This is a genomic window from Streptomyces sp. NPDC007205 (assembly GCF_040634095.1).
In the GTDB taxonomy this organism is placed as follows: domain Bacteria; phylum Actinomycetota; class Actinomycetes; order Streptomycetales; family Streptomycetaceae; genus Streptomyces.
This window is the reverse complement of record NZ_JBEYEW010000001.1, coordinates 128609-141382: the sequence shown is the minus strand read 5'-3', so window position 1 is coordinate 141382 and position 12774 is coordinate 128609. Positions and strand designations below refer to the sequence as shown.

14 protein-coding genes and 1 pseudogene are annotated in these 12774 nt (G+C 69.2%); 11 read left to right on the top strand and 4 right to left on the bottom strand.

The features are described from left to right. Window positions 1-56: 56 nt before the first annotated feature. A complete protein-coding gene (locus ABZ624_RS00625; protein WP_360081384.1) occupies window positions 57-1724 on the bottom strand; it encodes a glycoside hydrolase family 20 protein in 1668 nt (555 codons plus the stop codon). A gap of 154 nt (window positions 1725-1878) precedes the next feature. Here ABZ624_RS00625 and ABZ624_RS00620 point away from each other — a divergent pair, with 154 nt between their 5' ends. The 10 genes from ABZ624_RS00620 to ABZ624_RS00575 all read left to right on the top strand — a co-directional run bounded on the left by ABZ624_RS00620 (window position 1879) and on the right by ABZ624_RS00575 (window position 9070). After that, a complete protein-coding gene (locus ABZ624_RS00620) occupies window positions 1879-2427 on the top strand; it encodes a 2-oxo-4-hydroxy-4-carboxy-5-ureidoimidazoline decarboxylase (protein ID WP_360081383.1) in 549 nt (182 codons plus the stop codon). A gap of 192 nt (window positions 2428-2619) precedes the next feature. Beyond that, the gene (gene sdhC / locus ABZ624_RS00615) at window positions 2620-3000 is read left to right on the top strand and encodes a succinate dehydrogenase, cytochrome b556 subunit (protein ID WP_043195476.1); all 381 of its coding nucleotides are present in this window, start codon (window positions 2620-2622) and stop codon (window positions 2998-3000) included. Between the two features lie 5 nt (window positions 3001-3005). Beyond that, on the top strand, window positions 3006-3485 hold the full coding sequence (locus ABZ624_RS00610) for a succinate dehydrogenase hydrophobic membrane anchor subunit (RefSeq protein WP_360081382.1): 480 nt from the start codon (window positions 3006-3008) through the stop codon (window positions 3483-3485). A 19-nt stretch (window positions 3486-3504) separates the two neighbouring features. Continuing rightward, complete coding sequence (gene sdhA / locus ABZ624_RS00605) at window positions 3505-5259, top strand: succinate dehydrogenase flavoprotein subunit (protein WP_360081381.1); 1755 nt, start codon at window positions 3505-3507, stop codon at window positions 5257-5259. Then, window positions 5259-6038, top strand: a complete 780-nt coding sequence (locus ABZ624_RS00600; protein WP_360081380.1) for a succinate dehydrogenase iron-sulfur subunit — start codon at window positions 5259-5261, stop codon at window positions 6036-6038. Before sdhA ends, ABZ624_RS00600 begins: the two co-directional genes overlap by 1 nt. 111 nt (window positions 6039-6149) lie before the next feature. After that, window positions 6150-6560 carry a VOC family protein gene (locus tag ABZ624_RS00595; RefSeq protein ID WP_360081379.1) on the top strand — a complete coding sequence of 137 codons (411 nt, stop codon included), beginning with the start codon at window positions 6150-6152 and terminating at the stop codon, window positions 6558-6560. Between the two features lie 96 nt (window positions 6561-6656). Then, window positions 6657-7064, top strand: coding sequence for a hypothetical protein (locus ABZ624_RS00590; RefSeq protein ID WP_360081378.1), 408 nt, complete (start codon window positions 6657-6659; stop codon window positions 7062-7064). Between the two features lie 14 nt (window positions 7065-7078). Continuing rightward, window positions 7079-7588, top strand: a complete 510-nt coding sequence (locus tag ABZ624_RS00585) for a DUF393 domain-containing protein (RefSeq protein WP_360081377.1) — start codon at window positions 7079-7081, stop codon at window positions 7586-7588. 33 nt (window positions 7589-7621) lie between these two features. After that, a complete protein-coding gene (locus ABZ624_RS00580) occupies window positions 7622-8362 on the top strand; it encodes a TetR family transcriptional regulator (protein ID WP_360081376.1) in 741 nt (246 codons plus the stop codon). A 90-nt stretch (window positions 8363-8452) separates the two neighbouring features. Further along, a complete protein-coding gene (locus ABZ624_RS00575; RefSeq protein WP_360081375.1) occupies window positions 8453-9070 on the top strand; it encodes a Uma2 family endonuclease in 618 nt (205 codons plus the stop codon). Here the strand turns inward: ABZ624_RS00575 and ABZ624_RS00570 are convergent. Together ABZ624_RS00570 and ABZ624_RS00565 are read right to left on the bottom strand one after the other, a co-directional pair. Beyond that, window positions 9071-10240: pseudogene (locus tag ABZ624_RS00570) on the bottom strand (ABC transporter substrate-binding protein); the annotation flags it as partial. Between the two features lie 23 nt (window positions 10241-10263). Continuing rightward, entirely contained in the window at window positions 10264-10503 is a 240-nt protein-coding gene (locus ABZ624_RS00565) for a hypothetical protein (protein ID WP_360081374.1), read from the bottom strand. 91 nt (window positions 10504-10594) lie between these two features. Here ABZ624_RS00565 and ABZ624_RS00560 point away from each other — a divergent pair, with 91 nt between their 5' ends. After that, window positions 10595-11842 carry a D-alanyl-D-alanine carboxypeptidase gene (locus ABZ624_RS00560; protein ID WP_360081373.1) on the top strand — a complete coding sequence of 416 codons (1248 nt, stop codon included), beginning with the start codon at window positions 10595-10597 and terminating at the stop codon, window positions 11840-11842. On the opposite strand, the gene ABZ624_RS00555 is transcribed toward ABZ624_RS00560, so the two are convergent. Next, window positions 11790-12710 (bottom strand): YihY/virulence factor BrkB family protein, encoded by a 921-nt coding sequence (locus tag ABZ624_RS00555; RefSeq protein WP_360081372.1) that lies wholly within the window; start codon window positions 12708-12710, stop codon window positions 11790-11792. The two genes, ABZ624_RS00560 and ABZ624_RS00555, sit on opposite strands and share 53 nt — an antisense overlap. Window positions 12711-12774: the final 64 nt, after the last annotated feature.

Below are 12774 nucleotides of genomic sequence, written 5' to 3'. Positions count from 1 at the left end.
AGCCCGCACTTCCCCTTACTGCGTGCAACGGCGCGGGAGTGTCACAGCGGATGTTCTCAGCCGAGCCGGTCCGCGAGATTCCGGAAGTCGGCCCAGGACAGCGCGGGCCTGCCCGGGTCCCACAGCTTCTGCACGGTGGCCCGCAGCGGCATCCGGATCCCGGCCGCGACCTGCGCCTCCGTCTGCGCGTTCGGGAAGTCGCTCCACACCGCGAACGAGCCGCCGAGGATCTGCCCGTCGTAGCTCGCCGGTACGGCGCTCGTGCCGCGCAGCACCCGCGGGTTCCACTGCTCGTAGATCCGCTGCCCGGTCGGGTACACGAAGGTCTGCGGCTGGCCGAGGACGTAGTAGAGGAACTCGTCGTTGTAGTTGAGCACCTTCCGCCCCGCGCTCAGGTACTCCACGGGCTGCCGGGCACCGATCTCCTTGCCGGTCCAGTAGGCGACCTGGAGGTCCTTGGCCGCCTGTACGGAGGTGCCGCGGAAGAAGCCGTCGTTCCAGACGCGGACGGTCCTGTCGTGGGCGCGGACGGTGTCGGCGCGGTCGTTCAGCCAGCCGGTGGTGAGGTCGGCGACGGTGCCGCCGGCGCCGTAGGCCTGCCGGGCCGCGGTCGCGAGCTGCGGGTACGAGGTCTGCGGGTCCTTCACCGTCAGCGCCTGGTACTCGTCGCCGCCGAGGTGCCACTGGTTGCCGGTGAACAGCCCCGCGTACTCGTTCAGCAGATCGTCGACGATCTTCGCGGAGGCGGGCTTGGAGATGTCGATCGCGCCCTTGGTCGCGACCCCGCTCGCGTTGCGCAGCTGGAGGTCGGGGTGGGCGGCGAGGACGGCGCCCAGGTGCCCGGGCGAGTCGATCTCGGGTACGACGGTGATGTGCCGGCTGTTCGCCAGGTCCACGATCTGCCTGACCTGCGCCTTGGTCAGATGGTCCGGGGAGACGATCTCGGGGTGGGTACCGGACTCGATCCGGAAGGCCTGGTCGTCGGAGAAGTGCAGCCCCAGCTCGTTGAACTTCAGGTCCCCCAGCTCCCGTATGCGGTCCTCTATCCAGGACTCGGAGTACGGTTTGCGCGCGATGTCCAGCATGAACCCTCGCACCGGCTTGGCGGGCTCGTCCCGCACGACCCCCTCCGGCGCCGTACCACCGCCGTGGACCTCCTGCTTCAGCGTGCGGGTGCCGTAGAAGACACCGGCCTCGCCGGGGCCGCTGATGTCCACCCGCCCGTCGCGGACGGTCATCGTGTACGACTCCTGGTTCCCGCCCCCGCCGCCGAGCGCCAGCCGGACGTCCCCCGCCCGCACGTCGTCCTTCTGGCCCGCGTAGCCGATCCCCAGCTCCCCGGCTATCAGCCGGCCCTCGTCGGCCAGCTCCCCGTCGCTGATCACCACCCGGTCCGCCTTCTGCGGCTTCCAGCCGGGTCCGCGCGCCGGAGTGTGGGAGCGCACCGCGGGTATCGTGCGCGGCGCCTGCGACAGCGGATAGGACCCGCTGGGCCGCGGACTCGCCGAGGGCGTGGCCGCCCCGTCGGAGGACGTGCCGGCCACCCGGCCCGACGAGGACGACTGCTGCCGCGCACCGCCTTCCGGCTGCCCGCCGCCCCCGTCCGCCGAGGCCCACACGCCGACGCCCGTACCGAGCGCGACGGTCCCGACGAACGCGGCGGCCACCACGGCCCGCTTCCGTATCACCTGCTGCGCCAGAGCACGGCGCTTGTGCTGGGTCACCCTGCCAACGTACGACCGATCGGGGTCTACTCCGTCATCGAGGCGCTCTGAAACTCTTCCGTCCGAGTGAATTTCAGGCATCACACCGACACACAGTGACCACTCTCGATAACCTGACGACACACCTTTCACAGCATCCCCTGCCACGCCACATGTGACGCGAGGACCCACGCTGCCCGCCCACCGTCTCCCGTATCTCCCCAAGCCCCTCGACGCCTTCAACAACGCCCCCGGCGACGAGGCCCGCACCCTCCTGCTGCACTGCCTGGGCAGTCTGCGCTGGTCCCACCGCATCGCGGACCACCGCCCCTACCCCGACCTGGACTCCCTCCTGGCCGCGGCGGACGAGGCGGCGTACGACCTGTCGCCGGGCGACCTGGCGGAGGCCCTGGCCGGAGAGTCGCTGCTTGAGCTGCCCGAGGACACCTACTCCGCCGCCTCCATGGCCCTGAGCGCCGCTCACGCCGCCTACGAGGCCCGATTCGGGCACGCATTCGTCATCTATCTGGGCGATATCCCCCCGGACGAGGCCCTCGATCACACCCTTGAAGCCATCCGATCACGATTGACGAACGATCCGGAGGAGGAACGGGTCACAGCGGCGGAGGAGCTGAGGCGCCTTGCCCGAGGGCGGCTACTGGCCCGACTCAGGGGCGCGGGGAACCGCGCGACCACCCCCAGGGCACCGGCAGTCGGCACATAACAGGACAGACCACCCCCGTAGCCGCAGGCCCCCTAACCCATCCGGTGCCACTTTGATCACACCGGTAGGCCCCCCGTAAGGCACAGCGCAGCGTCTCGCTACGATGCTGGGGGCCGGTGGACCGTACCCGGCCGGGCCCGACCGACAGTGAAGCCGGCGCGGCCCTAGTCCCCGCTCCCGGAGGGTTCTTCCGTGCCGGCTGGAACGCTGTACCGCGGACGGGAAGGAATGTGGTCCTGGGTGGCTCACCGAGTCACCGGCGTCCTCATCTTCTTCTTCCTGTTCGTACACGTGCTGGACACCGCTCTCGTGCGTGTTTCCCCCGAGGACTACGACAAGGTCGTAGCCACGTACAAGACGCCGATCGTCGCGCTGCTGGAGTACGGCCTCGTCGCCGCCATCCTCTTCCACGCGCTCAACGGCCTGCGTGTCATCGCCGTCGACTTCTGGTCGAAGGGCCCGCGCTACCAGAAGCAGATGTTCTGGACCGTGATGGGTGTCTGGATCGTGCTGATGCTCGGGGCGATCTACCCGGTCCTCGGTCACGCTTACCGTGTTCTCTTTGGGAGCTGACGCCGATGTCGACCACTGAAACCACCGCGTCCGGCGTCGGCCCCGTCGAGGGTGCCGCCTACGACGTCGACAACCCGGCCCCGCTGATCGAGGCGCCGCGCAAGCGCACCAAGAAGACCCCGAAGTCGACCCGGGGCAACTTCGAGCTGGCGGCCTGGCTCTTCATGCGCCTGTCCGGCATCGTGCTGGTCGTGCTGGTCCTCGGCCACCTGCTGATCCAGCTCGTGCTGGACGGCGGTGTCTCCAAGATCGGCTTCGCCTTCGTGGCCGGTCGCTGGGCCTCCCCCTGGTGGCAGGTCTGGGACCTGCTGATGCTGTGGCTCGCGATGCTGCACGGTGCCAACGGCCTGCGCACGGTCATCAACGACTACGCCGAGCGCGCGAGCTCCCGCATGTGGCTGAAGGCCCTGCTGTACACCGCCACGGTGTGGACCATCCTGCTGGGCACGCTGGTGATCTTCACCTTCGACCCGAACATCCGCTAGGCACGGGGCTGCGAGAATCATGAAGATCCACAAGTACGACACCGTCATCGTCGGCGCCGGTGGCGCGGGCATGCGCGCCGCCATCGAGGCGACGAAGCGCAGCCGCACCGCCGTGCTGACCAAGCTCTACCCCACCCGCTCCCACACGGGCGCCGCGCAGGGCGGCATGGCCGCCGCGCTCGCCAACGTGGAGGAGGACAACTGGGAGTGGCACACCTTCGACACGGTCAAGGGCGGTGACTACCTGGTCGACCAGGACGCCGCCGAGATCCTGGCGAAGGAGGCCATCGACGCCGTCCTCGACCTGGAGAAGATGGGCCTGCCGTTCAACCGCACCAAGGACGGCACCATCGACCAGCGCCGCTTCGGCGGTCACTCCCGCAACCACGGCGAGGCACCGGTCCGCCGGTCCTGCTACGCCGCGGACCGCACCGGCCACATGATCCTCCAGACGCTGTACCAGAACTGCGTCAAGGAGGGCGTGGAGTTCTTCAACGAGTTCTACGTACTGGACCAGCTGATCACCGAGGTCGACGGCGTCAAGCGCTCGGCCGGTGTCGTCGCCTACGAGCTGGCGACCGGCGAGATCCACATCTTCCAGGCGAAGGCCGTGATCTACGCCTCCGGCGGCTGCGGCAAGTTCTTCAAGGTGACCTCCAACGCGCACACCCTCACCGGTGACGGCCAGGCCGCCGTCTACCGCCGGGGTCTGCCACTGGAGGACATGGAGTTCTTCCAGTTCCACCCGACCGGCATCTGGCGCATGGGCATCCTGCTCACCGAGGGCGCCCGCGGTGAGGGCGGCATCCTGCGCAACAAGGACGGCGAGCGCTTCATGGAGAAGTACGCTCCCGTCATGAAGGACCTGGCGTCCCGTGACGTCGTGTCCCGCTCCATCTACACGGAGATCCGTGAGGGCCGCGGCTGTGGTCCCGAGGGCGACCACGTCTACCTGGACCTCACCCACCTGCCGCCGGAGCAGCTGGACGCCAAGCTCCCGGACATCACCGAGTTCGCGCGGACGTACCTGGGCATCGAGCCGTACACGGACCCGATCCCGATCCAGCCGACCGCGCACTACGCCATGGGCGGCATCCCGACGAACGTCGAGGGTGAGGTCCTGTCGGACAACACCACCGTCGTCCCGGGTCTGTACGCGGCCGGCGAGGTCGCCTGTGTCTCCGTGCACGGCGCCAACCGCCTCGGCACCAACTCGCTGCTGGACATCAACGTCTTCGGCCGCCGCGCGGGCATCGCCGCCGCCGAGTACTCGGCGAAGGCGGACTTCGTCGAGCTGCCGGAGGACCCGGAGACCCTGGTCGTCGAGCAGATCGAGCGGCTGCGCAACTCCACCGGCAACGAGCGGGTGGCGGTCCTGCGTCGTGAGCTGCAGGAGACCATGGACGCCAACGTCATGGTGTTCCGCACCGAGCAGACGATCAAGACGGCCGTCGAGAAGATCGCCGAGCTGCGCGAGCGCTACAAGAACGTGGCGATCCAGGACAAGGGCAAGCGGTTCAACACCGACCTGCTGGAGGCCATCGAGCTGGGCAACCTGCTGGACCTGGCCGAGGTCATGGCCGTCTCGGCGCTGGCCCGCAAGGAGTCCCGCGGCGGTCACTACCGCGAGGACTACCCGAACCGCGACGACGTCAACTTCATGCGCCACACCATGGCGTACCGCGAGGTCGGCGCCGACGGCTCGGAAACCGTCCGTCTCGACTACAAGCCGGTCGTCCAGACCCGCTACCAGCCGATGGAGCGTAAGTACTGATGGGTACCCCTGTTCTGGACAAGGCGGACGCGGCCGGCCAGCCCGAGCCCGGCTTCGCCGACTCCCCCTACATCACGGTCACCTTCCGGGTCCGCCGGTTCAACCCGGAGGTCTCGGCGGAGGCGGCCTGGGAAGACTTCCAGCTGGAGATCGACCCCAAGGAGCGTGTCCTCGACGGCCTCCACAAGATCAAGTGGGACGTCGACGGCACCCTCACCTTCCGCCGCTCGTGCGCGCACGGCATCTGCGGCTCGGACGCGATGCGGATCAACGGCAAGAACCGCCTTGCCTGCAAGACGCTGATCAAGGACATCAACCCTGAGAAGCCGATCACGATCGAGCCCATCAAGGGCCTGACGGTCCTGAAGGACCTGGTCGTGGACATGGAGCCGTTCTTCCAGGCGTACCGGGACGTCATGCCGTTCCTGGTCACCAAGGACACGAACGAGCCGACGCGTGAGCGGCTGCAGTCGGCCGAGGACCGCGAGCGCTTCGACGACACGACGAAGTGCATCCTCTGCGCGGCCTGCACCTCCTCCTGCCCGGTGTTCTGGAACGACGGCCAGTACTTCGGTCCGGCCGCGATCGTGAACGCCCACCGCTTCATCTTCGACAGCCGTGACGAGGCGGGCGAGCAGCGCCTGGAGATCCTCAACGACCGTGACGGCGTGTGGCGTTGCCGTACGACCTTCAACTGCACGGACGCCTGCCCGCGCGGCATCGAGGTCACCAAGGCGATCCAGGAAGTGAAGCGCGCGCTCATCACGCGCCGCTACTGATCTTCCCGGTCATCCGCATCAGGCCCGAGGGCCCCGCTTCCGATCCTCCGGAAGCGGGGCCCTCGGGCGTTTTTGTCGGGTTTCGACGACCCACGGTTCTAATCTGACGACATGTCAGACAAAGAGTCGTACGAACTGCTCGGTTTCGACAACGTGCTGCTGCCCGTCGGTGACCTCGGCGAGGCCGTCGACTTCTACGAGCGGGCCGGGTTCACGGTGGGGTTCCGGTTCGACGAGGCCGGGATCGCGCTGCTGAGGGTCGGCGCGGAAACCCCCGGGATCCTGCTGCGCGCCGAGGAGGCGCTGGTGCGCCGGACGCCTCCCTGGCCCTCGCCCCGCATCTGGCTGGAGGTGCCGGACGCACGGGCGGCGGCACGGGAGCTGACCGCGGCCGGCATCGGGCCGCTGGACGAGGTGTTCCGGGTGGCCACCGGCTGGACCGTGGAGATCGCCGACCCCTGGGGCAACGTCCTCGGCTTCACGGACTACACCAAGCGCCCGGAACTGGGCCGCCGTTGCTGAGCCGCGCTCGCTCCTCCCATTGACTTGAACACGTTCAAAAACAGGTCTAGAGTCACCCCTGTCAGCGTTTTGAACGCGTTCAAGAAGGGGTGGGGCATGGACCGCACCGTCATCGCCTACGTCATCTACCTGGCCGTCAGCATCGCGCTGACCATCTGGGTGGCCCGCACGCTCAGCCGCAACGGCCGGATCTTCCTCGCCGACGTGCTGCACGGCAACGAGAAGCTCGCGGAGGCCGTCAACCACCTCCTGGTCGTCGGCTTCTACCTGGTCAACCTCGGCTTCGTGGCGCTGTACCTGAGCGGGGACAGGACGATCGAGGACACCCGCGGCATCTTCGAGGCGCTGTCGACCAAGCTGGGTGTGGTCCTGCTGGTGCTCGGTGTGATGCACCTGGGCAACGTGTACGTGCTCAACCGCATCCGCAGGCGCGGGGTCATGGAGCGCGAGCAGCTGCCCCCGGTCACCCCGCAGGAGTGGATCGCCCCGACGGCCGGGGCGTGACCGCCGTGACCGGCATGACCACCGCACAGGACCGGGGCGTCACGGGGGGCGTCCCGGTCCGCGGGCTGACCGTCCTGTACGACGCCGAGTGCGGTCTGTGCACACACCTGCGGGACTGGCTCGTGCGGCAGCCGCAGCTCGTGCCGCTGGAGCTGCTGCCGGCCGGTTCGGACCGGGCCCGGGCCCGCTTCCCCGGGCTCGACCACTCCGCCACCCTCGACGAGGTCACCGTCGTCGGCGACTCCGGGCAGGTCTACCGGGGCGCCGGCGCCTGGATCGTCGTCCTGTGGGCCCTGCGTGAGCACCGGCCCCTCGCCCACCGGCTGAGCACCCCGTCCGGCGCCCGGCTCGCCCGCGGGGCGGTGCTGGCGGCGGCGAAGTGGCGGGGAGCGCAGCGGCGCAACGACACGGGGAACCGGGGAGGGACGGTCTACCGACGGCGGGACGGGTGGACGTACCGCCCGGACACCGGCTGGAGCTACGAGCCGCCCTCCTGCTCCGGCGGAGCCTGCTCCACCGGTTAGGCCCTTCCACCGCACTCGTTAGGCTCTTCTACCGTGCCCGCGAAGAACGACGGTCCCGAGACGGCCGGCTCCCCCAGCAGCAAGTCCGAGCAGACCCGCGCGCTGATCCTGGAGACCGCGATGCGGTTGTTCCAGGAGCACGGGTACGACAAGACCACCATGCGGGCCATCGCCAAGGAGGCCGGGGTCTCCGTCGGCAACGCCTACTACTACTTCGAGGGCAAGGAGCACCTGATCCAGGGCTTCTACGACCGGATCGCCGCCGAGCACCAGTCGGCGGTCCGCGAGATCCTGGACCGGGAGACCGACCTGGAGGCGCGGCTCGCCGGTGTGCTGACCCGCTGGCTCGACATCGCCCGGCCGTACCACGAGTTCGCCGTGCAGTTCTTCAAGAACGCCGCCGACCCCGACAGCCCGCTCAGCCCCTTCTCACCGGAGAGCGAGCACGCCCGCGAGCAGGCCATCGCGGTCCACCGGGAGGTGCTGGCCGGCTCGAAGTCCAAGGTTGCCCCCGAACTGCGGGAGGTGCTGCCGGAGTTGATGTGGCTCTCCCAGATGGGGCTGGTGCTGTACTGGGTCTTCGACCGCACGGAGGACCGCGAGCGCAGCTACCGGCTGGCGCGGCGCGGGGCGCGGCTGACCGCGCGCGGCGTGTCCCTGGCCCGCTTCCGCGTACTGCGCCCGCTGGTCCTGGAGGTCCACGAGCTGTTCACGGACTTCCTGCCGGGAATGACGAAGATGCTGCCGGATCCGGAGCGCAAACGGGCCGAGTGATCACTTCCGGGTGAACGCGCCGGAACGGGACACCCGGCGCGTCGTCTGCCTACGATGATGCTCTCGACACCAGCCCCTAGGAGGCACGCGATGTCCGCTGCATCCGTCGAGCAGCCCTTCGACGCCGACGAGCCGTTCTCCCTGACGGCCATCGCCGACGAGATCATGGAGCGCCATCCGGGCTACCGCGTCGAGATCATCGGAGGCCATCTCCTCGTGACCCCTTCACCGGATGCCCCCCACGCCATCGTCCTGACGGACCTCATGATCCCCTTCCTCGCCGCCGGACTGCATGGCGCGGAAAGCAAGGTCGTCCAGGGTGTTGCGATCAAGCTTCCCACCGGCGCCGAGGACTACTGCATCCCCGATCTCGCGGTGGTGGATGGCGACATCAACGACCACTTCATCGAGAACAACGCCTACGCCCCCATCTGCTTCCGTCTCGTCCTGGAAGTCACCTCCAGCAACTGGCGGGACGACCTGAAGACCAAGGTCGGCGCCTACGCCGAGGCCAAGGTCCCCGTCTACCTCGTGGTCGACCGCAAGCACCAGCGCCTTCATGTGCTGACCGACCCCGACGGGAGCGAGTACACGTCTCACCGCGTCCACGCTCCCGGTGAGACGGTCACGCTGCCCGACTCGGTCGGTGCCGAGGTCACCCTCGACGTCGAGCAGATCATCAAGGCCGGCCAGAAGAAAGCCGACTGATCAGATCCAGTTCAGGCGCCACAGACGGAACACGCCCGTGCCGTCGTCCAGGTACTGGCTGCCGCCCACGTCCTCGGTGCTGACCACGTATTCCTTGCGCTGCCACAGCGGGATCAGCGGGACGTCCTGGGCGACGTCCGCCTGGATGTCCTTGAAGTCGCTCGCGGCCCGGCTGCGGTCGGGGTACTGCTGGCTGTCCAGGACGAGATGGTCGACCAGATTGTTGCTGTACCCGGTGCTCATCGTGGAGCCGGTGCCGACGAGTGCCGCGCCGAAGGTGTCCGGGTCGGGATAGTCGGCCACCCAGCCGACCGCCCATGCGTCCATCTTCCCGGCGGCCCAGCGCTTCTGGAAGTCGGTCCACTCGTACCCCTGGACGTCGACCTTGAACAGGCCGCCCGCCTCCAGCTGCTTCTTCAGCGCCGCCGCCTCCTCCTCACCGGCGCCCCGCTTCCTGCCGTAGCCGTAGGTGAAGCGCACCGGCAGGCTCACTCCGGCCTGGGTGAGCAGCTCACGCGCCTTCTGCACGCTCTGCTTCGGGTAGTCGTCGAAGAAGGAGGTGGTGTGGCCGGTGATGCCGGCCGGGATCAGCGAGTACAGCGGGTCGACCGTGCCCTCGTACACCGTCGCGGCCAGCTTCTCGCGGTCGACCAGCCAGGCCATCGCGCGGCGCACCCGTACATCGTGCAGCGGGGAGGCCGCGCGGGTGTTGAGGTACAGGTTGCGGGTCTCGGCGCTGTCGGACACGGTGATGCGCTCCCTGGGGTCGCTCGGGTTGAGCTGGGAGAGCACGTGCGGCGGCAGGTCCCGGGCGGCGACGTCCACCTGGCCCGCCTTCCAGGCGCTGTCGAGCGTCGCCGAGTCGGCGTAGTAGCGCAGCTCGACCGGGCGGCCGGTGCCGCTGAGGTAGCCCCGGTACTGCCCGTTCGGCCTCAGTTCGGCCCGCCGGCCCTTGGTGTACGAGGCCAGGGTGTAGGGGCCCGTGCCGTCGACCGCGGTACCGGTGCGCAGGGAGTCGGCCGGGTAGGCGTCCTTGTCCACGATCGGCCCGGCGCCCGTAGCGACCTTCAGCGGGAAGGTGGCGTCGGGGGACGACAGGTGGAAGGTGACGGTCGTCGCGTTGTCGGCGGTCACCGAGGCGAGCGTGGAGAACAGCGATGCCGGACCGACAGAACGGTGCGCCGGGGCCCGCGCTATGACGTCCGGCGCAGTGCGCGCAGGCCGCGCAACCCGATGCCTCCGATGACCGTCCCCCATACGAAGGACACGACCGCCAGCAGCAGGTGCACCCAGAAGTACGCGGTCGGGTGGCCGTGGTCGAAGGCGAGTCCGCTGCTGTCCTTGACCAGGTTCTTGACGAAAGTGACCCAGATGACCCAGGACCACACCCCGAAAGCGAGCAGGAACCAGGAGACCGGGCGGCTGAGCTTCATGGCACCAGTATCACCGCCGGCTGTCCGGTTCCCTGTCGGGAGTGACCTGGGTCATGGGACTTCACGGCCGACAAAAGGTACGTTCTCGACCGTGCCCGCACCGAAGAAGACCGGCCGGCGCTCCCTGCTGGTCACCTCCGCCGCTCTGCTGTCCCTGTCCGTCACCGCGCCCGCCGCCCTGGCCGCCCCGACCCCACCGGCGAGTCCGTCGGCGAGTCCGTCGGCGACGCCCCCGGCCCGCATGTCCACCGTGGGCGGGGAGCGGCTCGGGCAGCCCGGCACGCAGGTGAACCTGGCCCCGGGTGTCCCCGTGCTGCCGAAGGACCTCACCGCCCGCTCCTGGATCGTGTCCGACGCGGAGTCGGGGGAGGTGCTCGCCGCGCACAACGCGCACTGGCGGCTGCCTCCGGCCAGCACGCTGAAGATGCTGTTCGCGGACACCCTGCTGCCCAGGTTCCCCCGGACCATGGAGCACAAGGTGGCGCCGGCCGACCTCGCGGGCATGGGCGTCGGCTCCAGCGTGGTCGGGATAAAGGAGGGCCACACCTACACCGTCCGCGACCTGTGGCTCGGCGTCTTCCTGCGCTCGGGCAACGACGCCGTGCACGTGCTGTCCGCGATGAACGACGGCGTGGCGCAGACCGTGAGGGACATGCAGAACCACGCCGACGAGCTGCAGGCCCTGGACACCCACGTCGTCTCCCCGGACGGCTACGACGAGCCGGGACAGCTGTCGTCGGCGTACGACCTGACGCTGTTCGCCCGGTCCGGGCTGCAGAAGAAGGACTTCCGCGACTACTGCTCGACCGTCAGCGCGAAGTTCGAGTCCCGTGAGATCCGCAACACCAACCGGCTGCTGAGCGGCGACACCGACGTGCCCGTCTACCAGGGCATCGCCGGAGTGAAGAACGGCAACACCACCAACGCGGGCGCCACGTTCACCGGCGTCGCCGAGCGGAACGGCAAGGTGCTGCTGGTCACGGTGATGAATCCGCAGAAGCACGAGCACAACGAGGTCTACAAGGAGAGCGCGAAGCTGTTCGACTGGGGCTTCCAGGCGGCCGGCAAGGTCAACGCGGTGGGCGAGCTGGTGCCGCCGAAGAGCGCCGCGCCGAGCCCCGCGCAGTCCGGGGCCGGTGCCTCCGCCGGACCGTCCGCGGGGACCGGCGGCTCCGGCTCCAGGCCGGTGGCCGGTGCCACCACCGGCTCGGGCTCGCGCGGCGTCGGCATCGCCGCGGCCATCACGGGCGGGGTGCTGGTGCTGCTCGCGGGCGCGGCATTCCTGATCAACCGCCGGTGGCCGCTGCCGGACCTGGTGCGCCGCCGGTCGCGTCCCTGACCCCGACGGGTTCGTCCTCCGCGCTCGGCGTCGCCGTCCAGGAGGCGCAGAACAGGACGAGTTTCGTGGTGAAGTTGATCCACAGCAGCAGCGCCACGGGCACGCCGAACGCGCCGTACATGCTCTTCGCGGCCACCCCTTGGATATAGCCGCTGAGCAGCAGCTTCAGCAGTTCGAAGCCGACCGCGCCGAGCAGCGCGGCCACCAGCAGGCGGCGGCGCGGCGGCTCGACCCCGGGCAGCAGGGTCAGGACGTAGAGCAGGACCAGGAAGTCGGCGAGCACGGCGACGGTGAACGCCGCGATCCGCAGCAGCACGCTCCCCCAGCCCCGCTCGGCGAGGCCCAGCTCACGCGAGACCAGGCCGACGGCGGCCGAGGCGAGCGTGGACGCGGCGAGGGTGACGAGCAGGGCGCCGCCGAGGCCGAGCAGGATGCCGGCGTCCTTGGCCTTGGCCACCAGCGGGTTCTGCTGCTGGTCCGGCAGCTCCCACACCGCCCGCAGACAGTCCCGCACCTGTCCGACCCAGCCGATGCCGGTGAGCAGCAGCACGGCGCCCGCGATGACACCGACGGTGCCGGCGTTGTGGACGAGCGAGGTGAGGTCCAGCTGATCGGAGACGACGCCGGGGAACTGCTCGGCGATCTTGGTCTGGACGGTCTTCTGCCGTTCCGGGCTGAGCGTGGCGGCACTGATCGCGGCGCCCACGGTCAGCAGCGGGAACAGCGCGACGAAGCTGACGAACGTCACGGCGGCGGCCAGCCGTGTCCACTTCACCCGGTCCAGCCGTTCGTAGCAGCGCCACGCGTGCGTGGCCGTCAGGCGGGTGACGATCGGCCCGATGCCGGGGAGTCTCTTCAGCCAGTCCATGATCCGTCCCTGCCCCTGCCGGCGCCCTGGTATGACATCCCACTAATCCCCCATTGTGCGGAGC

Coding starts and splice junctions, on each gene's coding strand:
- ABZ624_RS00610 (WP_360081382.1), top strand. CDS start 3,006: ATGTCGACCACTGAAACCACCGCGTCCGGCGTCGGCCCCGTCGAGGGT.
- sdhA (WP_360081381.1), top strand. CDS start 3,505: ATGAAGATCCACAAGTACGACACCGTCATCGTCGGCGCCGGTGGCGCG.
- ABZ624_RS00600 (WP_360081380.1), top strand. CDS start 5,259: ATGGGTACCCCTGTTCTGGACAAGGCGGACGCGGCCGGCCAGCCCGAG.
- ABZ624_RS00595 (WP_360081379.1), top strand. CDS start 6,150: ATGTCAGACAAAGAGTCGTACGAACTGCTCGGTTTCGACAACGTGCTG.
- ABZ624_RS00590 (WP_360081378.1), top strand. CDS start 6,657: ATGGACCGCACCGTCATCGCCTACGTCATCTACCTGGCCGTCAGCATC.
- ABZ624_RS00585 (WP_360081377.1), top strand. CDS start 7,079: ATGACCACCGCACAGGACCGGGGCGTCACGGGGGGCGTCCCGGTCCGC.
- ABZ624_RS00575 (WP_360081375.1), top strand. CDS start 8,453: ATGTCCGCTGCATCCGTCGAGCAGCCCTTCGACGCCGACGAGCCGTTC.
- ABZ624_RS00565 (WP_360081374.1), bottom strand. CDS start 10,503: ATGAAGCTCAGCCGCCCGGTCTCCTGGTTCCTGCTCGCTTTCGGGGTG.
- ABZ624_RS00555 (WP_360081372.1), bottom strand. CDS start 12,710: ATGGACTGGCTGAAGAGACTCCCCGGCATCGGGCCGATCGTCACCCGC.